This window comes from Streptomyces sp. NPDC004065, assembly GCF_044903565.1.
GTDB lineage: Bacteria > Actinomycetota > Actinomycetes > Streptomycetales > Streptomycetaceae > Streptomyces.
In genome coordinates, this window is sequence record NZ_JBJDQT010000031.1 from 26,423 (window position 1) to 40,743 (window position 14,321).

Here is a 14,321-nt window from a genome sequence, read left to right on the forward strand (position 1 = left end):
TGCCGTCGCGCCCGTGCGGGCGCCGGTCAGCCGGCGTCGCGCGCCAGCAGGGCCTCCGTCGCCGCGAGTATCTCGGTGACCCGCAGGCCGAAGGCGGCGTCGCACGGGTGCGGGCGCCCGGTGCGCGCGGCGGTGAGCAGCGCGTCCACCGCACGGCCGAAAGCGGGAACGGCCCCTTCGGTGTCCTCCGGCAGCACGGTCACCCCGTCCTCGCCCCGCAGTTCCACGCGGGCTCCGGCGGCCGCCGGGGGAGCGGTCAGGCTCAGGGTCAGCGTGCTCGAGGCGCCCCCGACGTGGTCCAGGACCGCGTGCACGGTGTCCCCGGGGCCGTGTGCCGCGGCCGTGACCCGCCGTACGTCGCCCAGCACCGGCAGCAGCACCGACAGCGCGTGCGGACCCACGTCCCACAGGGCGCCCTTCTCCCGCCGCCACGGCGAGGCGGCGAACGGGCTGTCGCCGGTGAACACCGCCCCCAGCCACTCGGCCCGCCCGGTGAACCAGTTCTCCCGGGCCGCCTGTTCGGCGATCCACGCCTGCGGCCCGGGCTGGAAGCGGGTGGTGAAGAAGACGACCGAGGCGACGCCCGCCTCGCGGGCGGCCTGCGCCACGGCCCGGCCCTCGGGCACCGTCGTGGCCAGCGGCTTGTCGAGCAGCAGATGGCGTCCGGCGCGCGCCGCCCGCTGTGCGAGTGGGGCCTGTACGTGCGGCGGCAGCGCGATCGCGACCGCGTCCACGTCGTCGAGCAGGGCGTCGACCTCGTCGAAGGCGGACACCCCGTGTTGGCCTGCCAGTTCCTTGGCGGCGTCGGTACGCCGTCCCCACACGCCGGCGAAGTCCACCGCTTCGTGCCCGCTCAGGGCGGGGGCGTGGACCATCTGCGCCCAGGGGCCGGTGCCGAGCAGTCCGATGCGCATACCGCTGCCTCTCCACTGTGCCGAACAGGGTGACGGCCGGCCCGGGGGACCGATCGTCCGTGGCCGAGGGTGTCACAGAAACCGGCGGACGGGGCAGGAGCGCGGCGGGACCCGGGACCCGGTGAGGGGGCGTCGGGATCCGGGACCCGGTGCGGGGGCGGCGGGATCCGGGACTCCGCCTTGGCCGACTTGGCCGACACGGTGACCGGGTGCTCCGCGGCGACGCCCCGAAGAGTCACGCGCGGTGAAGGAGTTGTGACGGTCCGGAGCTGAACCGGGGTGTGCGGGGCCCGGGTTCGGCCATGCGGTGGTTGCGCGGAACCCGGGTTCCCTAGGATGTACTCTCAGTCGAACCGGCCCAGTTGGCGCGGTGGAACCGGCGAGTTGGGGGAACGATGCCTGCGGAGAACCAGCTGTCCACGAAGATCGACGAGAACGTGCCCACCGCCGCGCGTATGTACGACTACTACCTCGGCGGCAAGGACAACTACGCCGCGGACCGTTCGGCGTGCGAGGAACTCGACAAGGTCGTCCCCAGCACGCGCCGGCTCGCCCTGAACAACCGGCGCTTCCTCCAGCGCGCCGTCAGGGTGATCGCCGCGGAGTACGGCATCCGGCAGTTCCTCGACCACGGATCCGGCCTGCCCACCCAGGACAACGTGCACCAGGTCGCCCAGCGCGTCGACCCGGACAGCCGCGTGGTCTACGTGGACAACGACCCGATGGTGCTGGTCCACGGCCGCGCCCTGCTGGAGCAGGACGAGCGCACCGCCGTCATCCACGCCGATCTGCGGCAGACCGACGACATCCTCGCGCACCCGGACACCCGCCGGCTGATCGACTTCTCACAGCCGGTGGCCGTGCTGTTCAACTCCGTCTTCCACTGCATCCCGGACAGCGAGACCGACGGCCCGCCCGCCGTGGTCGAGCGGGTGCGCGAGCGGCTCGCGCCCGGCAGCATCATGCTGATGTGCCAGCTGGTCAGCGAGGACCCCGAGGTCCGCGCGTTCGTCACGGACTTCATGGACAAGGTCACGCAGGGCCACTGGGGGCGGGTGCGCCAGGAGAAGGACGTCGCCGCGTGGTTCGACGGCCTGGAGATCCTCGAGCCGGGTCTCGTGGAGGTGTCCACCTGGCGGCCGGACACCGAGGTGGCACCCCGTCAGCTCACCCATGAGTGGGTCGAGTTCGGAGGCCTGGGCCTGGTCCGCTAGCGCGCGGCCGCCCGCCGACGCGACGCGGGCCCCGCGCCGGCCCGTCCCGGCACGCGAACGGCGAGCGCCCCCCGCGGCCACCGGTTCGGTGGTTCACCGCGAGGGGCGCTCGCCGTTCTCCGTCGCCGTGCGCGTGCGCCGTGCGCGTGCGCGTGCGCCGTGCTGGCACGAGCGCCGGGCCGGCGTACGCCGACCCGTGCGGCGCGCTCAGGGCGCCGAGTACCGGTCCTCCATCGTCTTGCGCAGCAGTGCCAGGGACTCCTGGGGGGTGAGCGCCTCGTCGGCCAGCCGGTCCAGGGCGATCCGGTACTCCTCCGTCTCGTCCCGGTCCTCCAGGAAGTTGGCGCTCCTGATGTGCTCGAGGTACACCACGTCCGGCAGGTCCAGGCCACCGAACCGGAGATAGGTGATCGGTATGGCGGGCGCGGACGCGTTGGTCACGTCCAGCGGCACGACCTGCACCGTGACGTTGGGACGCTCGGCCATGGCGGCGAGGTGGGCGAGCTGCTCGCGCATGACCTCGCGGCTGCCCAGCACCCGCAGGAGCACCGACTCGTCGACGACCGCCCACAGCTGTGGGGCGTCCCGGCGGTCCAGCAACTGCGCGCGGCGCATGCGCAGTTCGACGCGGCGCTGCACCTCTCCGGCGGAGGCGGTCGGCAGCCCGCGCTCCACCACGGCGCGCGTGTACGCCGCGGTCTGGAGCAGGCCGGGCACGTACTGGATCTCGAAGGTACGGATGGCGGCGGCCGCCTCCTGGAGCCCCACGAGGCGGTCGAACCACTCCGGCATCAGACGCTTGTCGTAGCGCTGCCACCAGCCGGGCTCACCGGCCCGGCGCAACAGCCTGAGCAGGACGGACGCCTCGTACTCGTCGGTCCCGTACAGCCGCAGCAGGGCGCGGACGTCGGCCTCGGCCGGGGGCCTGCGGCCCTTGCCCGACTCGATGCGCGAGAGCTTGGCGGCACTGAACCCGAGTTCGCGCGCCGCCTGCTCCTGGGACATTCGGGCGTCCTCGCGGAAGCCGGCCAGCTGGACGCCGACCAGCATCTTCAGCAGCGTGGGAGCCGGCTCGGCGCGGTCCAGGTAGGGCTCGAGGCGGGAGATGCGATGCGACTCGGCGGACATCCTGACTCCCAGTGGACGGGCAGACTTGAGGGTTACACTATCGCACCGTCCGGCTGCGGAGCGCATCCGCCCGGAAGTCGGCAAGTGCCCTCCGCTTCACAGCAGATGGTCGAACTCGCCGTCCTTCGCGCCCGCCAGGAACGCGGCCACCTCCGCCGGGGTGTAGACCAGGGCGGGGCCGTCGGGGTCGCGGGAATTGCGCACCGCGATGCCTCCGCCGACGAGGGCGGCGACCTCGACGCAGTTGCCCTCGGCGTTGCTGTGCCGGCTCTTGATCCAGCGGGCGTCCAGCGAACTGGCCCGCACTCCGTTCCGCACTGGTGGCACCGCAGTCTCCTTGCTGTTCACGTTCCGTCGCGCGCAGGGCCCGGCCCATGGGCCGGAGCCGACCGCGTCCCCTCGGACCCTGCCACGGTCCGCGCACTTTCACGAGAAATTTCGCGTGCAATTGCACGAGGGCGCCGTCAGCGTGGATAATAGCCGCGGCGTCAACCCCTCGGTGGACGCCGTTCGGTGACGTTGCATCAGGGAGATGCCGTGCCCTCAGCTGCGAGTCCAGACCTCGGGCCGGTGAGCGCAGCCGTGATGGCCGCGCCGCTGCCGGCCGCGGTGGCCGTGCCGCGCCCGGCCGTCGCGCTGCGCATCGAGTGCGGCCGGGAGGGGTTCGCCCGGGCGCGGGAGTTCACCCGGGAGACACTGCGCGGGTGGTCCCTCGCCCACTGCGGTGACGACGCGGCCCTCGTCGTGACCGAGCTCGCGGCCAACGCCGCGACCCACGCGGTGCCCTACGCCCCGCCGGGCGCCGCACAGGTGTGGCTGGGGCTCGCCCTGGACGCCGCTCATCTGGTGCTCACCGTCTCCGACCCCTGCGACAGCCGGCCCATCCCCGCCGCCGCGGGCCACGGCCTGCTGGAACACGGACGGGGCCTGTGCATCGTCGACGCCCTGGCGGAGGAGTGGGGCTGGAGCCCGAGTCCTCCGGCGGGCAAGACGGTGTGGGCCAGGCTGTCCGCCCGACCCCCCCACTGAACAGCCCTCCCCCCATCACCATCGCCGCGGAAAGGCCGACGCCATGCGCACCGCACCGACGGAGCAGCAGCCGAGCACACAGCGCACCGACCGCGCGTCCTCCTCCACCGGCGTGGCCGCCGCCGCGCCCCTTTCGGCGCTGGGACAGGTGCCCTGGAGCGAGATCAGGGACTCCACCGGGTCCGCCGCCGCCATCCCACGCCTGCTCCTCGGCGTGGCCCGGGGTGACGCCGAGACGGCCCGCGCCGCGCTCGACGAACTGCGCCGCCGCATCTGCCAGTACGGCTTCGTGGTGGAGCAGGCGACCGCCGCCACGGTCCCGTTCCTGTGGGAGCTGGCCCAGCAGCCGCACGTCACCTGCCGGCCGCAGATCATCCAGCTGCTGAAGAACATCGCCGACGCGCGCCAGTGGGAGTCCGTGGCCGCCGTCTACCCCAAGGTGCTCAACCACCGTGAGAACCCGGTGGTGTGGGAGCGCCGGGCCCGGCAGGCCGTGCGCGCCCGGCGCGGAGCGCTGCGCACCCTGCTGGCCGAGCCGGACGGCGAGATCACCCGCGCCACGACGGAGCTGGCCGACGCCCTGGACGGCTGACCCCGCACGCCCCGGGGACGGCCGGACCTGCGCACTTCCCGTCCTGCGGACGCCCTGCCCGGGACCGGTCGGGGACGCCCCGCCCGGGGCCGGCCGGCGCTCCGGACGCCTGCAGGGGGGCGGCCGGAGCGCCGCGCCCGCCCGGGAACTCCTGCGCCGATCCGCCGCCGTGGCGGGAGGGTGTCCGCGCGGGCGGGTTCCGGACGGCGGTTCGTTCTTCTGTACGCCCCTGCGCGCCGCTCACCCAATCTTGGCCGAAGTCCCCCAAAGCACCTATATTGCGGATACCTCTGCCGGGTCGTGCGGCGCCCTGTCGCCGCCGACGGGCGCTGCCCGTGCGAGCGGGCCGAGCAGTGCGGAGGCCCCGGTGATCGCTGCCCGACGGAGCACGTACGGCGGATGGCCGTGCCGATCAGTGGTTCATCGGGCCGGAAATCGACTGAATTTCGTCAATCGTGTGCCGCGAGGCGGCTGACATGCATGGCACGGCGTGCCTGGGGCATACGGAGCAAAAATCGAGAGAGGGGCGCTCCGTGCTGGTTCCGGACCCGAAGGCCGTCAGGACGTTGCTGACTCGGTACGCATCGCTGAAGATCGCTCAGGCGGAGAGGGAAAGGGCCGAGACGGCCCGGGAGCTGGAGGACGTCAGTTACACCCTGTGCGTCATGATGGGCACCACCAGCATCCATGACGCGATCACCAGGGCGGACGCCCTGCTGCTCGCGGCCGGAGGCGCGGCGCACGTCGCGACGGACACCGAGGGCGACAGCGGTCTGTCGCTGGCCGTCTGACCCGCGGGGGGCCGGGCGGGACCCGGACAGGGATCCGGACGGATCCGGGCGGATCCGGACCGGGAGCCGGGCGGGCGCCGGACGCGGACTTCCCTGGCACGGCGTGCCGACATGACGGATCGACAGAGCGCTTTCCGGCCAGGGTGCTGCCCCTGGCGGGCCGGGCGTGCCCCGGGGCCGCGGAGCGGGGGAGGCCGGCAGGCCCGGGGTCCGGGAGAGCCGGTCCGGGCGGAGGGGTGTCACGGCGGTCCGGGCGGAGGGGTGTCACGGCGGTCCGGGCGGACGGGTGTCACGGCGGTCCGGGTCGGATGGATGTCGCGGCGGCCCCGGCTCAGGGGGCCACGGTGCGTCTGCCGCCCGAGGGATCGTCCTCCGGCACGGCGGCGCGGGCCAGCCACTCGGCGATGGTGCGTGCGATGGGCTGCCCGGTCTCGACCTCGACGAAGCCGAACTGGCCCGACTGGTTGCACTCCAGGAACCACCAGGTGCCATCGGCGTCCTCGGCGAAGTCGAAGGCGCCATAAGCGAGTTCGGCCGACCGTAGATAGGCGCGCACGGCCGCGGCCACCCGCGGCGCGATCTCGGCCGGCAGCCATGGCGTGGCGGCGGAGGCGAACCGGACGTCGATCTCGTCCGGATGGGCGTCCGGCGGGGTCTCCTTGCGGGCGGCCAGCAGGGTGCCGCCCACAGCGGTCAGCCGGATGTCGGCGCGCTTGGCGATCCGCCGCTGCAGCAGCGTGGGGCCGTAGGCGACCGCGGCGAAGTCCGTGTCGGGGGCGACCCTGCTGGTGGGCACCGCCCGCGGGGGTTCCTGCGGATGCGCGCCGGAGACCGGCTTGACCACCAGGTCCGGGAACCGCTCCGCGAAGTCCCGGGCGGCCTGCGGAAAGGTCGTGATGAGGGTGGCGGGCACCGGCAGGCCGCTGCGCTGGGCCAGCCGCAGCTGCCACGGCTTGTGCCGGGCCCGCTGTGCCGCGTCCGGATGGTTCATCCAGCGCGCCCCGGAGCCCCGGAGCATGCCGTAGAGGGCCTGCGCGGCCTCCTCGGTCAGCCACGGGGACGGCTGGGCCGCCCGGGCCGCCGGCGTGCCGGGTCTGCGCACCCAGACGGAGCGCAGGCCGTTCACGCTCACCAGCCGTCCCCCGGAGGACAGATGGCCGCGGAAGGAGCCGTGCACGTATTCGCCCGAGAGGGCGACGCCCGCGGTGAGGTCGGCCGGATCGAGCCGGACCACCGGCACCGAGGCGGCGTTCAGGTGGACCACCACCATGTCCGCCGTCACGTCCTCCTCGCCGGTGAGGATCAGTACGGTCATCGTCGCCGGCCGTGTTCAGTCGTCGAAGTGCGTCTTGGAGCCCGCCGTGGACGTGGTGGTGCCCAGTTCCCTCAGCAGGGCGTGGTCGGACGCGGCGATCCGTCCGTCGAGAAGCACGTTCAACTGCAGTCCGCGGTCGTAGACGTACGGAGTCCCGGCTCCTCCTTCCACTGCCGGACGTGCGTAGTTGAGCGCGAACGGTTGCATCGTCTCTCCCCTGTCGGTACAGCCGCGGCCAAGCGGTTATCACCTCGCGGTGCCACTCGGCCCGCTGACTTCGTTTCGGGTTTCCGAGACTTAATACGATTCGAACGGGTGATTGGTTTCCTTACGGAGCGTAGTCATGGGGTGCGGAATGACCCTCATGTGACGGATGTTCCGTCCGGCGGGCGGGCAGCGGGACGCGGCCTCCGGCGGCCTGGTGCAGCGTGCGCAGGGCGAGCAGCAGGACCCCGATGTCGTCCAGGTACACCGGGTCGGGCACCAGGTCGACGGGCAGGAGGAAGTAGAGGACGGCGCCCCAGAAGACCCAGCGCGGCCCCGTCGGCAGCCCCGCCCGGCGCAGGTCCCGCCGGGTGCGCAGCAGCCGTACGAAGACGCCCGCGGCGAGGGCGAGTACGACGGCCGCGAGAACCGCGGCGACGAGCAGCGCCTTGGTGGTGGAGTCCACGGCTCGCGTCCCTTCGGTGGGTGCCGGGCCGGGTGCCCGGCTTCCTTCCGGATGCCCCGTCACTCCCGTGGCTCACCCGGCTGGCGAGGTGTCGCGGGGACCTCGGTAATGGTCAGGGTAAATGGCGTGTCGCGCCTCGGGGGCGCAGGAGCGGCCGCACCCCTGCCATGGAGCCCAGATGACCACCCGCCCTTCACCACCCCAGTCGGACCAGTCCGTCATCGCCTTCACCGAGGAGATCCACTGGGCCGGTCCGCCCGGCGGGCTCGTGGGCGGCGGCGACGGCGAGCGCGTGGACGGCGATCCGGTGCGTGGTCTGGTGCAGGCGGCCGTCGGCGACCGGCCCGTGGAGGAGGTCGTGCGGCTCGTCACCCTGCTGGAGGAGTCACCCGAGTACCCCGGCGCCGCCGCCCAGGTGCTGCGCGCGGTGGCGCTGGACCGCCCGGTCGAGGACGTGGCCCGGCTGATCGCCGAGCTGACCAGGCCGCCGCGCCCGGCGGACAGCGCCGACGACACGATCCGCGCGGCCGTCGTGAGCCGCGGTGTGGCGGACGTCACCCGGCTGGTGGCGCTGCTGCACCGGGCGCCGCAGCAGCCGCACTGCGGCCGGGAGGCGGTCCGGGCGGCCGCGGCGGGCCGGCCGGTCGAGGAACTCGTCGAGATCATAGGGCGGTTGACCCGGGAACGCGCCGGCGGAGCGCACGGCGCCCGCGACGGGGTCCGGCCCCGTAGGGCGGCCCCGGCGGCCGGACACGCGCCGAAGGAGCAGCAGGCGCCGCAGGCGCCGCAGGCCCCGCAACCGCCGCGGGAGCAGGGCGCGGGCGGGACCTGGAGGCCTCCGCCCCCGGACGCGCCGCCCGCATCCGCCCTCCCCGCGGCGGACGCACCTTCGGCGGCGGGCGCACCCATGGCACCGGACGTGTCCTCGGTGGCGGGCGCACCCCTGGCGCCGGACGTGCCTTCGGCGGCGGCTGTACCCGTGGCGCCGGACGCGCTCGCGGCGGCGGGTTCACCCGGGGCGCCGGAGGCGTCCTCGGCAGTCGGCGCATCCGTGGCTCCGGACACGGCCTGCCCACGCCTCACGCCGGCCGGATCGGGCGCGCCCACGGCCGCGGACGCGCCCGTCGCGAGCCTCGCGCCGGCGGAAGCGGGCGCACCCGGCCCCGGTCCCGTCCCCGGTCTCGTGCCAGAGCGCGTGTCCTCGGCCGAAGCGGCAGCGGACGTCCCGGACGGCGAGGTGCCCGTCCGGCCGTCCCGGCGCCGCGCCCGGGCCCGCCGGCCCGTGTTCTGGCCCAGCTGGCTGGCCGCCGCGGCCCTGGTCGTCTGCGGCGCGGCCTACTTCCCCCTGCGGCGCGAGGGCGTCTCCCCGCTCGTCTACGGCGTCACGCTCGCCGCCTCAGCGCTGTGCGGCGCCCTCGCCGTCGTCCTGGCCCTGCGCGCCGGTGTCGCCGTGCTGGTCGCGAGCGCCGTACTGCCGGGAGTGCTGGCCGGGATCGGCTATGTCGAGGGCAGGTTCGCCTCGGCGGAGCTGTCCCGCTCCCTGGCGATCACGGTGGCGCCGCCCTGGAGCGCGGGGCTCACCGCCGCGTGCGCGTCCCTGGCGTCCCTGGCCGCCCTCTCGCTGCTGCTGATGGTGCAGGTCGCCGAACGGCACCCCGCACCGCATCCGGCGCCGCCCCCCGCACCGCCCCCGGCGCCGAGCCCGACCGACTGACCGGGCCCCGACCGACTGACCGGGCCGGTCCGGGTCACGGCCCCTGGACGTCCCGCGTCCGCGCCGTACCCGTCGGTCCGCTCGTCCCCGGGACGGCGGCGGCGCCGTCCGGCGCCGTATCGCCGGACGCCTCCACCGGACCGGACCCCGACCCCGAACCCGAACCCGAGTTCGAGCCGGAGCCCGGGCCCGAACCGGAGTCCGCGCTCGCGCCCGCCTCCGCACCGGGCCGTGCACCCCGCTCCGGTTCCGGCTCCGCTCCCGGCGCCGGAACCCGGACAGGGGCCTCGCTCCCGCCGGAGCGCCGGGACAGCGCCGACTCCTTCAGCCGCCCCAGGCCCCGGGCCAGCTGCCGCAGGGGGGAGCCCGCCGACGGGGCGGCCGGCCTGCGCAGCGGCGGCAGGTCCTCCGCCTCGCGGTACACGGCGAGCGCCTCGTGCGCCCGCTCCGCCGCGTCCCGGTACAGGTCGCGGCTCCGCGTCATGGCCTCCAGCGCCTCGGCGTACATGGCCACGAGCTCACGGGCGTGGGCGAGTTCCTCCTCCATGGTCCTCAGGTGCCACTCCTCGCGCAGCGCGGTGAGCGCCGCCTCGCCGCCCTGGGGCAGGGGCCGCGGCAGCGCGGCGAAACGCGTCACCGCGTCGAGGAACTCCGTCGGCTCCGTGCCGTCCAGGAAGACGCTGCGCACGGAGAACTCGCGCGGATCGTGATCGTGCCCGGTGGCCTTCGGCCCGCCGGGCAGGACGACCGCCCCGCCGCGCGGCACCCGGGTGCCGAAGTCGTCCAGCACCCAGTTGACGGCCCGCAGGCGGTGCGGCGCGGCGCGGTGCTCCACGACCCGGTGCCGCAGGCTCTCCGGCAGCAGACGCACCAGCGCCGCCCGGCCCTGCTCGTCGGGGGTCATGGCCTCGTGCACGACGACGTGGACGGCCCAGTCGTCGCGCACCGCGTGCCGCAGCACCCGGCGCAGTTCCTTGTCGTCCTCCGGCAGCGGATTGACCTCGCCCAGACGCAGCCCCGTGACGGCCTCGTGGTCCCAGCCGCCGTCCTCCGCGCCTTGCCGGGGCGGCCAGAACATGGTGGCGGGGGAGGGCCAGGCCGGGTCCCAGGGCCGCTCCGCCTCCGCGATCAGCAGCCACTCCTGCCCCTCGCCGGGGTCGCGGTACGGCGACAGGGCGAGCCGGGCGCGTACGGTCACCTCCTCGGGGAGCTGCCAGCGGGCCTCGAACACATGCCCCTGGGCGGGGTCGGTGCCGTCGAGTTCGAGGTGGCTGTGGAGGACGCCGTCGGCCGTGAGGCCCTCCAGGCGGCGGCGTACGACGTCCTGCGCGGCCGGTCCGATGTGACGGCCGCGGGCCGGCCAGACGGTGGCCGGGGCCGGGGGACGGTGCGAGCGGGAGTTCGTCATGGTCCAATCTGCGGGCGGGGGGGGCGGATGTGCCTTCCAGTATCGCCAGGGCCGATCATGATCGGTCGCGTGGGGGGCCGATCGGCTCCGGCCGGGTTGCTCCCGATTCTCGCGGTATGGGCTCTTCGGCGAGGTCAGGACCGCTGTGCGGCGAAGCGCTGCCACCCGGTCGGCCCAGGGCGGGGTGCCCGCCGCGGACCCGGCGGCCCGTGGCGCGACGTTGACGCGCGCCTGCCGCGTTCGGTCCGGGCCGACCGCTGCGTTCGGCCCGGGGGACGCCCCCTGGAGGCTGACGGCCCTCGCCCCTTCGGCCGCCGCCCGCCGCGCACGGTCCGGGACGCCCCTCATGCCGGACGGGCCACGCGAGTCAACACGCGTGGCCCGTCCGGCAGGGGGACGCGCGGCCGCTCGTGGTGCCGTGGCCGCCGGGCAATGGCGCCCGGGGCACCTCGTGCCGCGGCGGCCCTGCCGGTTGTTATCGGCTAGCAGCCCTCGTCCATGCGCCGCTGGTCCTGCTCGTCCCAGGCGCGGGTGTCCCGGGGCTCCACGTACGGCTCGCTCTCCGCCGGGTGGCCGCCGTCGATCACTCGCTGACGCGCCATCTCCGCGTCGAACTCCAGGCCCAGCAGGATCGCCAGGTTGGTCACCCACAGCCACACGAGGAAGACGATGACGCCGGCCAGGGTGCCGTAGGTCTTGTTGTACGAGCCGAAGTTGGCCACGTAGAAGGCAAAACCCGCCGAGGCCGCCAGCCAGATCAGCAGGGCGAGCAGGCTGCCGGGGGTGATCCACCGGAAGCCGCGGACCCTGGCGTTGGGCGTGGCCCAGTACAGCAGCGCGATCATCATCGTCACCAGGAGCACCAGGACCGGCCACTTGGCGATGGACCACGCGGTCAGCGCGGCGTCGCCCATGCCGAGGGCGGTCCCCACCTGCCGGGCCAGGGTGCCGGTGAAGACCACGATCAGGGCGCTCGCCACCGCGAGGATCATCAGGGCCACGGTCAGCGCCACCCGCAGCGGCAGGACCTTCCAGACGGGACGCCCCTCGGGGATGTCGTAGACCGCGTTGGCCGCCCGGATGAAGCCGGCGACATAGCCGGAGGCCGACCAGACGGCGCCCAGCAGGCCCACCACCGCGAGCACGGAGCCCACGCCGGCGTTGCTCTGGAGCTGCTGCACCGCGTTGGTGATGATGTCCCGCGCGGAACCGGGCGTGAGCTTCTGCAGGTTGTCGAGCACCTGCTGGGTGGCCGACTTCCCGGCCACGCCGAGCAGGGAGACCAGCACCAGCAGTGCCGGGAACAGCGACAGCACCCCGTAGTACGTCAACGCGGCGGCGCGGTCGGTCAGCTCGTCGTCCTGGAACTCCGCGAGGACCCGGCGGAACACCGCGATCCAGGAGTGTCCGGGCAGGTCGGTGGGGGAGTCGGGTGCGTCGTGCTCGGCCGCGGCGTCCGGGCCGAAGTCCCCGGGCCCGGCGTCCTTGCCGCGGTCCTCCCGGTCCTCCCGGTCCTCCCGGTCCTCCCGGTCCTGCCGGGCAGCGGCGTCCGGGTCCTCAGCCGCGGGCGCCCGCCGGTCGGGCGCGTCCTGCTCCCGCGCGCCCGGAACCGGCGCGTCCGGATCCCGCGTGTCGTGGGCCCGCGTGTCGTGGCCCCGCGGGTCCTGGTCCTGCGGTGCGGGCGCCTCCCGGCCGCGGCCGGGACCGGCGTCCTCGTCGCGTGTCCGGGCGTCCTTCGTGGTGGAGTGGTCCCGGAGACCGGGAAGGTGCAGTCGGTTCATGGTCTCCGGGTGTCCCCGGCGGCCGCAAACACGCCTGGCGTTGTCGCCGGCGGGCTCCGGCGCGGACCACCGGGAGGACCGGCGGTGCCCGTGCGGCGCACGGGGCGCGAGAAGCGCACACGGTGTGTGCGACACGCGCCCGAAGCCGCCCCCGCGCACGTGGTGTCCCGGGCCGGCCACGGCACCCACAATGGTCGCCGGACGGGGCCGCCCACCATCCGCATAGGGGCGTGCCCCGTCCACCGCGCGCGTCGCCCCCGCCGTACCGGCGCCCCCGCGGGCCGTGCCCGCCGTACCGCACGCCCTTCGTGCGCCCGGCGCGGAACCGCTCCGGCGCGCCGCGCGAGAGTGCTCCGGCGCGCCGCGCGAGCGGGTCGTCCCGCGTGCTACGCGCCGCTCGCCCGGAGCATGTCCTCACGCTCGACGATCTTCACGCGCTCCCGGCCCTGGGGCTCGCCCAGGGCCCGCTCCGCTGCGTCCAGCCGGTACCAGCCCTCCCAGGTGGTGCAGCGGACACCGCGCTCGGCGAGGAAGGCGTCGACGGCCTCCGGCGCGGGGGAGACGGGGGTGTGCAGACGTCCGTTCGCGTGGTCGTCCAGCAGGTTGGCGACCGTCTCGTTGGCGTCGCCCTTGGTGTGGCCGATCAGGCCCACCGGACCGCGGCGGATCCAGCCGGTGACGTACGCCGACTGCACGTGCTCCCCGGTCTCGGTGACGATCCGGCCGCCCCGGTCCGGGACCGTGCCCGTCTCCATGTCCCAGGGCAGCTTGGGCAGCCGGTCGGACAGGTAGCCCACCGCGCGGTAGACGGCCGTGACGTCCCAGTCCTTGAAGGTGCCGGTGCCCTTGACGTTGCCCGTGCCGTCGAGCGCGGTCCGCTCGGTGCGCAGGCCCACCACCCTGCCGTCCTCGCCGAGGATCTCGACCGGGGACTCGAAGAAGTGCAGGAACAACTTGTGCGGACGGTCTCCCGTGTCCCGGATGGCCCAGTTCTCCAGGGTCTTGGCGACCATGTCGGCCTGCTTGTTCGAGCGCCGGGTGGTGATCGAGCCCTCGTCGTAGTCGATGTCCTCGGGGTCGACGACGACCTCGATGTTCGGGGAGTGGTCCAGCTCCCGCAGCTCCATGGGGCTGAACTTCGCCTGCGCCGGGCCGCGCCGGCCGAAGACGTGGATCTCCCGGGCCCGGTTGGCCTTCAGGCCCTCGTACACGTTCGGCGGGATCTCGGTCGGCAGCAGTTCGTCGGCCGTCTTGGCGAGGATGCGGGCCACGTCGAGCGCGACGTTGCCGACGCCGAGGACGGCCACCTTCTCCGCCTCCAGGGGCCAGGTGCGCGGCACGTCGGGGTGGCCGTCGTACCAGGAGACGAAGTCGGCGGCGCCGTAGGAGCCCTCGAGGTCGATGCCCGGGACGGGCAGCGCCCGGTCGGCCGTGGCGCCGGTGGAGAAGATCACGGCGTCGTAGAACGCCCGCAGGTCGTCCAGGCTGATGTCGGTGGGGTAGTCGACGTTGCCGAAGAGGCGGACCTGCGGCTTGTCGAGCACCTGGTGCAGGGCGGTGATGATCCCCTTGATCCGCGGGTGGTCGGGGGCGACGCCGTAACGGATCAGGCCGAACGGGGCCGGCATCCGCTCGAAGAGGTCGACGGCCACGCCCGGCTCGGCGGCCACGTCGGACTTGAGCAGGGCGTCGGCGGCGTAGATCCCGGCGGGGCCGGCTCCGACGATTGCTACCCGCAGGGGGCGGGGCATGATCAGGTTCCCTT

The 14,321-nt window shown here is 74.5% G+C and carries 14 protein-coding genes; 5 read left to right on the forward strand and 9 right to left on the reverse strand.

Annotated features, from left to right (window positions below; genetic code table 11):
• Positions 1–26: 26 nt before the first annotated feature.
• Positions 27–914 (reverse strand): Gfo/Idh/MocA family protein, encoded by an 888-nt coding sequence (locus tag ACI2LW_RS27570; protein ID WP_404733930.1) that lies wholly within the window; start codon positions 912–914, stop codon positions 27–29.
• A 395-nt stretch (positions 915–1,309) separates the two neighbouring features.
• On the opposite strand from ACI2LW_RS27570, the gene ACI2LW_RS27575 reads away from it, so the two are divergent.
• Complete coding sequence (locus tag ACI2LW_RS27575) at positions 1,310–2,128, forward strand: SAM-dependent methyltransferase (protein ID WP_404733931.1); 819 nt, start codon at positions 1,310–1,312, stop codon at positions 2,126–2,128.
• Between the two features lie 207 nt (positions 2,129–2,335).
• On the opposite strand, the gene ACI2LW_RS27580 is transcribed toward ACI2LW_RS27575, so the two are convergent.
• Complete coding sequence (locus ACI2LW_RS27580) at positions 2,336–3,256, reverse strand: helix-turn-helix domain-containing protein (RefSeq protein ID WP_404733932.1); 921 nt, start codon at positions 3,254–3,256, stop codon at positions 2,336–2,338.
• Positions 3,257–3,352: 96 nt separating this feature from the next.
• Positions 3,353–3,583: a DUF397 domain-containing protein gene (locus tag ACI2LW_RS27585; RefSeq protein WP_404733933.1), complete on the reverse strand. Its 231-nt coding sequence runs from the start codon at positions 3,581–3,583 to the stop codon at positions 3,353–3,355.
• A 258-nt stretch (positions 3,584–3,841) separates the two neighbouring features.
• On the opposite strand from ACI2LW_RS27585, the gene ACI2LW_RS27590 reads away from it, so the two are divergent.
• The 3 genes from ACI2LW_RS27590 to ACI2LW_RS27600 all read left to right on the forward strand — a co-directional run bounded on the left by ACI2LW_RS27590 (position 3,842) and on the right by ACI2LW_RS27600 (position 5,668).
• On the forward strand, positions 3,842–4,285 hold the full coding sequence (locus ACI2LW_RS27590) for an ATP-binding protein (protein ID WP_404733996.1): 444 nt from the start codon (positions 3,842–3,844) through the stop codon (positions 4,283–4,285).
• 43 nt (positions 4,286–4,328) lie between these two features.
• Complete coding sequence (locus tag ACI2LW_RS27595; protein WP_404733934.1) at positions 4,329–4,877, forward strand: hypothetical protein; 549 nt, start codon at positions 4,329–4,331, stop codon at positions 4,875–4,877.
• A 533-nt stretch (positions 4,878–5,410) separates the two neighbouring features.
• On the forward strand, positions 5,411–5,668 hold the full coding sequence (locus ACI2LW_RS27600) for a DUF5133 domain-containing protein (RefSeq protein WP_404733935.1): 258 nt from the start codon (positions 5,411–5,413) through the stop codon (positions 5,666–5,668).
• 331 nt (positions 5,669–5,999) lie between these two features.
• Here the strand turns inward: ACI2LW_RS27600 and tgmB are convergent, their stop codons facing one another.
• The 3 genes from tgmB to ACI2LW_RS27615 all read right to left on the reverse strand — a co-directional run bounded on the left by tgmB (position 6,000) and on the right by ACI2LW_RS27615 (position 7,653).
• Positions 6,000–6,983 carry an ATP-grasp ribosomal peptide maturase gene (gene tgmB / locus ACI2LW_RS27605; RefSeq protein ID WP_404733936.1) on the reverse strand — a complete coding sequence of 328 codons (984 nt, stop codon included), beginning with the start codon at positions 6,981–6,983 and terminating at the stop codon, positions 6,000–6,002.
• A 15-nt stretch (positions 6,984–6,998) separates the two neighbouring features.
• Positions 6,999–7,190 (reverse strand): putative ATP-grasp-modified RiPP, encoded by a 192-nt coding sequence (gene tgmA / locus ACI2LW_RS27610; RefSeq protein ID WP_404733937.1) that lies wholly within the window; start codon positions 7,188–7,190, stop codon positions 6,999–7,001.
• 121 nt (positions 7,191–7,311) lie between these two features.
• Complete coding sequence (locus ACI2LW_RS27615) at positions 7,312–7,653, reverse strand: YkvA family protein (RefSeq protein ID WP_404733938.1); 342 nt, start codon at positions 7,651–7,653, stop codon at positions 7,312–7,314.
• Between the two features lie 178 nt (positions 7,654–7,831).
• Here ACI2LW_RS27615 and ACI2LW_RS27620 point away from each other — a divergent pair, with 178 nt between their 5' ends.
• Positions 7,832–9,367, forward strand: coding sequence for a hypothetical protein (locus ACI2LW_RS27620; protein ID WP_404733939.1), 1,536 nt, complete (start codon positions 7,832–7,834; stop codon positions 9,365–9,367).
• A 34-nt stretch (positions 9,368–9,401) separates the two neighbouring features.
• Here the strand turns inward: ACI2LW_RS27620 and ACI2LW_RS27625 are convergent, their stop codons facing one another.
• The 3 genes from ACI2LW_RS27625 to ACI2LW_RS27635 all read right to left on the reverse strand — a co-directional run bounded on the left by ACI2LW_RS27625 (position 9,402) and on the right by ACI2LW_RS27635 (position 14,307).
• Positions 9,402–10,775 carry a hypothetical protein gene (locus tag ACI2LW_RS27625; RefSeq protein ID WP_404733940.1) on the reverse strand — a complete coding sequence of 458 codons (1,374 nt, stop codon included), beginning with the start codon at positions 10,773–10,775 and terminating at the stop codon, positions 9,402–9,404.
• 482 nt (positions 10,776–11,257) lie between these two features.
• Positions 11,258–12,556 (reverse strand): YihY/virulence factor BrkB family protein, encoded by a 1,299-nt coding sequence (locus tag ACI2LW_RS27630; RefSeq protein ID WP_404733941.1) that lies wholly within the window; start codon positions 12,554–12,556, stop codon positions 11,258–11,260.
• Positions 12,557–12,942: 386 nt separating this feature from the next.
• Positions 12,943–14,307: an FAD-dependent oxidoreductase gene (locus ACI2LW_RS27635; protein WP_404733942.1), complete on the reverse strand. Its 1,365-nt coding sequence runs from the start codon at positions 14,305–14,307 to the stop codon at positions 12,943–12,945.
• Positions 14,308–14,321 lie beyond the last annotated feature (14 nt).

Excerpts from the sequence above, each read along its gene's own strand:
- ACI2LW_RS27570 (WP_404733930.1), bottom strand. The coding sequence starts at position 914 with ATGCGCATCGGACTGCTCGGCACCGGCCCCTGGGCGCAGATGGTCCAC.
- ACI2LW_RS27575 (WP_404733931.1), top strand. The coding sequence starts at position 1,310 with ATGCCTGCGGAGAACCAGCTGTCCACGAAGATCGACGAGAACGTGCCC.
- ACI2LW_RS27580 (WP_404733932.1), bottom strand. The coding sequence starts at position 3,256 with ATGTCCGCCGAGTCGCATCGCATCTCCCGCCTCGAGCCCTACCTGGAC.
- ACI2LW_RS27590 (WP_404733996.1), top strand. The coding sequence starts at position 3,842 with ATGGCCGCGCCGCTGCCGGCCGCGGTGGCCGTGCCGCGCCCGGCCGTC.
- ACI2LW_RS27595 (WP_404733934.1), top strand. The coding sequence starts at position 4,329 with ATGCGCACCGCACCGACGGAGCAGCAGCCGAGCACACAGCGCACCGAC.
- tgmB (WP_404733936.1), bottom strand. The coding sequence starts at position 6,983 with ATGACCGTACTGATCCTCACCGGCGAGGAGGACGTGACGGCGGACATG.
- tgmA (WP_404733937.1), bottom strand. The coding sequence starts at position 7,190 with ATGCAACCGTTCGCGCTCAACTACGCACGTCCGGCAGTGGAAGGAGGA.
- ACI2LW_RS27620 (WP_404733939.1), top strand. The coding sequence starts at position 7,832 with ATGACCACCCGCCCTTCACCACCCCAGTCGGACCAGTCCGTCATCGCC.
- ACI2LW_RS27625 (WP_404733940.1), bottom strand. The coding sequence starts at position 10,775 with ATGACGAACTCCCGCTCGCACCGTCCCCCGGCCCCGGCCACCGTCTGG.
- ACI2LW_RS27630 (WP_404733941.1), bottom strand. The coding sequence starts at position 12,556 with ATGAACCGACTGCACCTTCCCGGTCTCCGGGACCACTCCACCACGAAG.
- ACI2LW_RS27635 (WP_404733942.1), bottom strand. The coding sequence starts at position 14,307 with ATGCCCCGCCCCCTGCGGGTAGCAATCGTCGGAGCCGGCCCCGCCGGG.